The sequence below is a fragment of the Nostoc sp. CCY0012 genome, from assembly GCF_963920855.1.
Lineage (GTDB): Bacteria > Cyanobacteriota > Cyanobacteriia > Cyanobacteriales > Nostocaceae > Cyanocohniella.
Genome location: NZ_CAWUDM010000080.1, coordinates 21,526 through 27,739 on the forward strand (window position 1 = coordinate 21,526; position 6,214 = coordinate 27,739).

The 6,214-nt window shown below is 41.0% G+C and carries 8 protein-coding genes; 5 read left to right on the forward strand and 3 right to left on the reverse strand.

The window, feature by feature from the left end; genetic code table 11:
• Positions 1–127 precede the first annotated feature (127 nt).
• The 4 genes from ACM0OS_RS20530 to ACM0OS_RS20545 all read left to right on the forward strand — a co-directional run bounded on the left by ACM0OS_RS20530 (position 128) and on the right by ACM0OS_RS20545 (position 2,660).
• Entirely contained in the window at positions 128–697 is a 570-nt protein-coding gene (locus tag ACM0OS_RS20530; protein WP_414545051.1) for a hypothetical protein, read from the forward strand.
• A 33-nt stretch (positions 698–730) separates the two neighbouring features.
• On the forward strand, positions 731–1,732 hold the full coding sequence (locus ACM0OS_RS20535) for an SDR family oxidoreductase (protein WP_414545052.1): 1,002 nt from the start codon (positions 731–733) through the stop codon (positions 1,730–1,732).
• 308 nt (positions 1,733–2,040) lie between these two features.
• Complete coding sequence (locus tag ACM0OS_RS20540) at positions 2,041–2,280, forward strand: type II toxin-antitoxin system Phd/YefM family antitoxin (protein ID WP_414545053.1); 240 nt, start codon at positions 2,041–2,043, stop codon at positions 2,278–2,280.
• Positions 2,277–2,660 carry a type II toxin-antitoxin system VapC family toxin gene (locus ACM0OS_RS20545; protein WP_414545054.1) on the forward strand — a complete coding sequence of 128 codons (384 nt, stop codon included), beginning with the start codon at positions 2,277–2,279 and terminating at the stop codon, positions 2,658–2,660. The genes ACM0OS_RS20540 and ACM0OS_RS20545 overlap by 4 nt, the downstream gene beginning before the upstream one ends.
• A gap of 115 nt (positions 2,661–2,775) precedes the next feature.
• On the opposite strand, the gene ACM0OS_RS20550 is transcribed toward ACM0OS_RS20545, so the two are convergent.
• Positions 2,776–3,561 (reverse strand): exosortase-dependent surface protein XDP2, encoded by a 786-nt coding sequence (locus ACM0OS_RS20550; protein WP_414545055.1) that lies wholly within the window; start codon positions 3,559–3,561, stop codon positions 2,776–2,778.
• Between the two features lie 357 nt (positions 3,562–3,918).
• Between ACM0OS_RS20550 and ACM0OS_RS20555 the strand changes: the two genes are divergently transcribed.
• On the forward strand, positions 3,919–4,701 hold the full coding sequence (locus ACM0OS_RS20555; protein WP_414545056.1) for a Uma2 family endonuclease: 783 nt from the start codon (positions 3,919–3,921) through the stop codon (positions 4,699–4,701).
• Here the strand turns inward: ACM0OS_RS20555 and ACM0OS_RS20560 are convergent, their stop codons facing one another.
• Together ACM0OS_RS20560 and ACM0OS_RS20565 are read right to left on the reverse strand one after the other, a co-directional pair.
• The gene (locus ACM0OS_RS20560; protein WP_414545057.1) at positions 4,702–5,586 is read right to left on the reverse strand and encodes an alpha/beta fold hydrolase; all 885 of its coding nucleotides are present in this window, start codon (positions 5,584–5,586) and stop codon (positions 4,702–4,704) included. It abuts the gene before it with no gap.
• 57 nt (positions 5,587–5,643) lie between these two features.
• Positions 5,644–6,138 (reverse strand): HugZ family protein, encoded by a 495-nt coding sequence (locus ACM0OS_RS20565; RefSeq protein ID WP_414545058.1) that lies wholly within the window; start codon positions 6,136–6,138, stop codon positions 5,644–5,646.
• Positions 6,139–6,214 lie beyond the last annotated feature (76 nt).

A 6,214-nucleotide genomic window follows, 5' to 3' on the forward strand; every position in this document is an offset into this window, starting at 1 on the left:
AACTGCAACTGTAATAGTAACTAAGATGTGGGTGTAGGAGTGTTTTAATACTTAACCTACTCGTCAATTGAGACGAAATACTGCGGTTATAAATGAACCCACTAATACAATTATAAAAGAGGAAAATATGATAACTAAAGACACTATACGTGCATTAGGAGTATTTGCTAATTCTCAACAGATAGAACAGGCAATTAATGAATTGAAAACTGCCAACTTTCCTATGGAGAAAGTTTCTGTCATTGCTAAAGATGTAGAACAAGGCGATCGCCTAGGCGAAGCGCACATCAGTGACCACATCGGTAATCAAGATGTCAATACAACCGGAGTTGTAGGAGACACGCTGACAGCAACTACTTGGGGTAGCGCGTTAGTTGGTTTGAGTAGTTTAGCACTTCCCGGTTTAGGAGTTGTGCTAGCAGCAGGTTCGGTAGGTGTAGCATTAGTCAGCAGCGTTGCAGGTATTGCAGTGGGAGCCGCAGCACATCAAAATTTGTTGAAAGCATTCGGTGATTTAGGCATTCCTGAAGACAGAGCCAGAGTTTATAGCGATCGCCTCCAGCAGAGTTATTATTTGCTCATCCTAGAAGGCTCAGAAGCAGAAATTCATCGCGCCGAACCGATATTACGCGATCAGGGGATTGAATATTGGGGCGTTTATGATTCCCAGAAGACTCAAAACGGTGGAATGCATTAGTTTTTTGGAAAAATCTTTTAAGGAGTAACACTGATGCAATTAAAGCCAATCAATCAGCAGGTTGTTTCTGTTGTTGGAGCCTCCAGTGGTATCGGACGGATCACAGCTCTTGAGTTTGCTAAACGCGGGGCCAAAGTGGTAGTTTCAGCTCGCAGTGAGTCAAAGCTAAAGTCTTTAGTGGAGGAGATTCGCAGCTTTGGCGGCGAGGCAACTTTTTACGTAGCTGATGTAGAAGTATTTGAACAAGTTAAGGCGATCGCAGATAAAACTGTCGAGGTATACGGACGACTCGACACGTGGGTTCATGTGGCCGCCATCGGTATCTTTGCGACATTTGACAAGACAACACCAGAAGAGTTTAAACATGTTATTGATGTCAACTTGATGGGTCAAGTATATGGTGCGATGGCGGCGTTACCCCATCTCAAACGTGAGGGACGCGGGGCCTTAATTCATGTATCTTCAATGGAAGGTAGGCGATCGCTTCCATATCAAAGTGCTTACTCTTCAGCCAAACATGGGGTTGAGGGCTTTCTAGAAGCTATGCGTGTCGAATTGATACATGAAAAATGGCCTATTAGTGTCACAAGTGTGAAGCCAGTCGTGATCAACACTCCCTTCTGGAATAATGGCTTAACAAAGTTAGGGGTGAAACCGTCAGGAATACCACCTTACTATGACCCCAGAATTGTGTCTGATGCCATCCTTTATGCAGCTGAACACCCAATCCGTGACCTGCTCGTTGGTGATATAGCTAAATTACTAGATTTAGCTCAAAAAATATCGCCTTCGTTGGTAGATTCATTATTATTACTGACTGGTTTTAATCTCCAACGCAGTAATGAACTAAAATCTGAAGATGCATCCAACAATTTTTACCAACCTGTGGCAGAAGACGACAGAGTTGATGGAGATTATCAGAACTTAGTCATACCTAGCATTACGGATTTATTGGGCAAATTACCTCTGTTTCAGTTGGGAGCAGGAGCTGTATTGGCGTTACTGGTAGCACAAGCATTCAAACAGAATGAGTAATATTATTTGAGTAATAGCAAAAACGATCGCACAATTCTATAGTTCCACAACCTGCGATGGCGCTTTGCACCCGCCGGAGTCCATCGCATCCTACCACGAAGTTTTCACCAATTGAATTTAACTTTTGAAGAAATTTTTCCAGATATAATAACTGATATGATAGTCAGGTGATCATACCCCAACGTATAAATATACTCAATAAAAAAGCACAATAAAACTTAATTAAAAAGTTGAGAAAACATATAAAAGTGTAAATTATAAATATTTTTGTGGGCTTGATAGAATAAAGTTAAATTCAATATAATCAAATGCAAAGAGTCACAGTTGATGAAATTCAAAAAGACCCATTGAAGTACCTTAATCAAGTTGAGGCTGGTGAAAGCTTTGTTATTATCCAAGCAGATAAGGCAATTGCTGAATTAAAGCCAATTACAAATACTCATAAACAGCAACGACCTTTTGGTTTGTGTGCAGGAGAGTTTACAGTACCTGATGATTTTGACGCACCTCTACCTGAAGATATGTTAAATGCGTTTGAGGGCGGATGAAAATTATCTTAGATACTCATGTTTTTTTATGGTTTATTAGTGGTGATAATCGCTTATCAACGGATGTTCGAGATAGTATTTGCAATCTAGATAATCAGATATATCTTAGTGTTGTGTCCATGTGGGAATCTATTGTCAAATATCAATTGGGTAAACTACCACTACCAGAGTCACCCGAACTCTATTTTCCCAAACAACGCGATCGCCATCAAATTGTTAATCTTGACTTAGATCAAGCCAGTGTTGCTATACTTGCCAATCTACCATTATTGCATCGAGACCCCTTTGATAGAATGCTTATTTGTCAAGCTTTACAACATAATTTAACTATTGCAACAGTTGATTCAGCAATCCGTACCTATTCAGTCAGCGTGATTTAACTTCTGGTCGCCATAGCAAAAACCATCGCACAATTCTATAGTTCCACAAAATGCGATGGCATGATTTATCGGTATTCTGTTATCGAAGCAAAGTATATACATTCACAAGCTTAACTCAACCGTTATTTGTAGCTTGACGACGACGAGAGATAACCAGCATTCCACCCATCAAGCCAAGACCTAACAAGCTAGCTGGTTCAGGTACACTTTGGGCGACTGCTCCCACAACTTTGAAGTCAGGGCCGTTAAATGATGAGTTAGCGCTGACACGAATTCCTGTAATGGAGCTATAACCACTTAGACCCAAGTCGGCTAAACTAACACCCCTAGAGCCGACTTTTTGAGAGCCACTAATTTCAGTTGTGTCAATTTTATACCCAGTATCATCCCACTCACTCCGCAACATTTTCAGTAAATTACCAATCACATTACCATCAGCATCTATGGCTTGAACGGCTAAATCACTATTCATTCCCCGTTCCCAGAAAAACAATTGATCTACTGCTTGATCAAAGAAAAGGTTCATGATGAATTTACCGCTATCTTCACCATCTATGATGTTGTTAAGGTTGAGATTACCTAGTGCTGCAACTACCTGCTGATTATTAGGATCTTCGGCTACTATACCTTGTGCATTATCTCCTTTATCTGCGCTGGCTGCGCCGGAGTTACCACCTTTGTAAGCGTCGTTGTAGATGATATTGGCTTTATTAACTAAGGCAAAATCATCAATGATAGTTCCATCTTTTAGCTGTACAGACTTCAACCAAATATCATCTTTGGGCTTATTGTTATAGGTGGAATTAGTAGTGAATGAAAAAGCCTGTGCAGAAGATGTAGATAAAGCTAAAACACCAGCAGCCATTAAGCCAGTAAGAACAGAGATGTGTTGAAATTTCATGTTTTTATGTACATTAAATTCGTGCTTGTGCATTCATCATGTCACAGGCAATATCACGGTGTATAGCTGTTTCACGGTATCTTATTTTAGAGCTTTTTTTTAAGTGTTATTACGCAAGCTATACCCAGTTTTGCATGATATTAGATTGTTGCTAAAATCACTTATATTGTGTCAGTAGTTACTAACCTTGGTGTGGAATCGAGTTGATTTCTTTAAGGTGAGTTCGACAAATTTTCAAAATCCCGCTTCCATTCCTCTCAACACCAGTTCCTACAAGTGGCAAAGCCCGCGCTCTACTAGGCGGCAATCGAGTAATATAAAGTATGTCAGTAATGGCTACCCCATATTGAAAAAGCCATGTCAGAAATTTTTGCCGCACCAACTGTGAACCCACCCCCAAACCAAGCAGAATTACCTGACGATGATTGTATGTCGATGGAAAGCCAACGGCATAAATTACAAATGGATTTGTTGATTAATGCCTTAGTTCCTTGGTTGGCCCAGCGAGAAGATGGATATATCGGCGGCAATATGTTTGTCTACTTCAGTTTGGCGCAGTTGAACAATGAGGATTTTCGCGGCCCAGACTTTTTTGCTGTGTTAGGAGTCCCCAAGGGAGAACGTCGTAGTTGGGTGGTCTGGGAAGAGGGTAAAGGGCCAGATATTGTGATTGAATTATTATCTAAAAGTACTGCCCAAGCTGATAAAAATGGGAAAAAGCTAATTTATCAAAATCAGCTGCGCGTACCGGAATATTTCTGGTTTGATCCTTTTAACCCTGATGATTGGGCTGGTTTTTCTTTGCAAAATGGGGTTTATCAACCATTATTACAAAATACGGATAATTACTTAGTTAGCCAAGTCTTAGGTTTATCATTGCTACTTTGGCAAGGGATTTATCAAGGCGTTGATGCTACTTGGTTACGCTGGGCAGATTTAGCAGGAAAGTTGCTGCCAGTTCCCGAAGAAAGCGTGTATCAAGAACAACAACGGGTAGAGCAAGAACGTCAACGAGCAGACCGAGCAGAATTTCAGTTACATCAAACAGCACGCAACTTACTTTATTCGGGGATGACAGTAGAGCAGGTAGCTAATATTACTGGTTTGTCAGAATTGGAGATAGAAGCACTGAGTATGTAGCTATAAATAGGGCTGTAATAACCCAATGAAAATTTCGGGTATTTCTAGATGGGGTAAGACTCCAGCATCAGCGATCGCCTGAAACTTTTCAATGACACTGGGATTTAAATTGGCTAAACGTCGTCCTAGTTTGATACTAGTAAATTGTGCTTTCTCTCCCCAAAAAAGCACAGTAGGAATTTTTAATTGCTGAATATACAAACTCAAGTCAAAGTAAAGGTCTCCCCGTAAAAATGCCAAGGCGGAAAACTTGGCGTTGGGCTGTTGTGCAGAAGTTAAATAAGCTGCCACCATCTCTGGAGAGACTCTTTCTGGTTTGGCAAACAGAAAACTTTGCAGAAAATTTCTCACAGCCAATTCATTTTCCGCACCCAGGGCATAAATTAAGTTATCCAATAAAGGCGTGTTAATCACTGACAGTGGTAACCTGCGTCCAGCACCTTGGCCAAAGTCATCAAATCCAGAGGGACATACTAGATATAGTTTTTGGAATAACTCAGGTTGACTAATAGCTAGGCGGATAGTCAAAGCCGCTGTTAAAGAAGAAGCCACCACCTGCACCGGCTGTTGACAAGTTTGGGTAATTAATTCGGCGATCGCGCTCAGATAATCTCTAATTTGATAATCCCGCACTGGATGGGCAGATTCACCCCAGCCAATTAAATCTGGGGCTATTATATGGTGCGTAGCCGCAAAAGCCGGGTAAACTTTAGACCATTCATACGCAGATGCCCCACCACCAAAATTGTGCAGAAACAATAAAGGCGGTAAATTTTCACTATCGGTATTTAACCAGGGCGCAGTCGTTTGAGTATAGTAAACCATTGCCCCTAAAGAGGTATGAATGACTTTATGCCCAAAGCCAGGAGGTTGAAACTGAAGCATAAAATTATACTCTTATAAAGTTTGTAGTCAGGACTTTAGTCCTCTGTTACATCCGCCTTATTTATCTCTAGTAATGTGAACCAATTGATCAAGTTGATCCCCACGAATGTGATAAGCTGTGCCGAAACCAACCACAAAACGACCAGCACTGGGAGTTAACTGAAAAATCCGAAAATCAGGTAAACCACGCAAAACCTCAATCAGTTCACCAAAACGCCCTTGAAATTGCTCAACAATATGATTCCAGGCTTCAGTGTCACGCTCAATTAAAGTCGCTGTGCAATCAAAACTCAACCGACGACGCGCAAAAATTTGTTCAGTTTTAGATTCATCATCGATAAATAAGACACTGACATGAGGATTAGCATGAAGGTTTTGCGTGTGGGTTGCCAGACCACTGACATAAATGTAAATGTTTTTGGCTGCATCCATCACAAAAGGAGTGTAACTAGCATTGGGTATTCCTTGCTCATTTACCGTGCTAATAATTACACTCTGAAATTCTTGAGGAAAATTTTTGTACTCAGCTTGAGCTTTTTCAAGTTGGTTCATCAGTAAAAAGGCAGGGGGGCAGGGGGCAGGGGAGAAAAACCACCCACAAGGGGCGAGGCTTTAAACCTTATCTTTT

What these genes read in the sequence shown, in the direction of transcription:
- ACM0OS_RS20530 (WP_414545051.1), top strand. Translation starts at nt 128, where the DNA reads ATGATAACTAAAGACACTATACGTGCATTAGGAGTATTTGCTAATTCT.
- ACM0OS_RS20535 (WP_414545052.1), top strand. Translation starts at nt 731, where the DNA reads ATGCAATTAAAGCCAATCAATCAGCAGGTTGTTTCTGTTGTTGGAGCC.
- ACM0OS_RS20540 (WP_414545053.1), top strand. Translation starts at nt 2,041, where the DNA reads ATGCAAAGAGTCACAGTTGATGAAATTCAAAAAGACCCATTGAAGTAC.
- ACM0OS_RS20545 (WP_414545054.1), top strand. Translation starts at nt 2,277, where the DNA reads ATGAAAATTATCTTAGATACTCATGTTTTTTTATGGTTTATTAGTGGT.
- ACM0OS_RS20550 (WP_414545055.1), bottom strand. Translation starts at nt 3,561, where the DNA reads ATGAAATTTCAACACATCTCTGTTCTTACTGGCTTAATGGCTGCTGGT.
- ACM0OS_RS20555 (WP_414545056.1), top strand. Translation starts at nt 3,919, where the DNA reads ATGTCAGAAATTTTTGCCGCACCAACTGTGAACCCACCCCCAAACCAA.
- ACM0OS_RS20560 (WP_414545057.1), bottom strand. Translation starts at nt 5,586, where the DNA reads ATGCTTCAGTTTCAACCTCCTGGCTTTGGGCATAAAGTCATTCATACC.
- ACM0OS_RS20565 (WP_414545058.1), bottom strand. Translation starts at nt 6,138, where the DNA reads ATGAACCAACTTGAAAAAGCTCAAGCTGAGTACAAAAATTTTCCTCAA.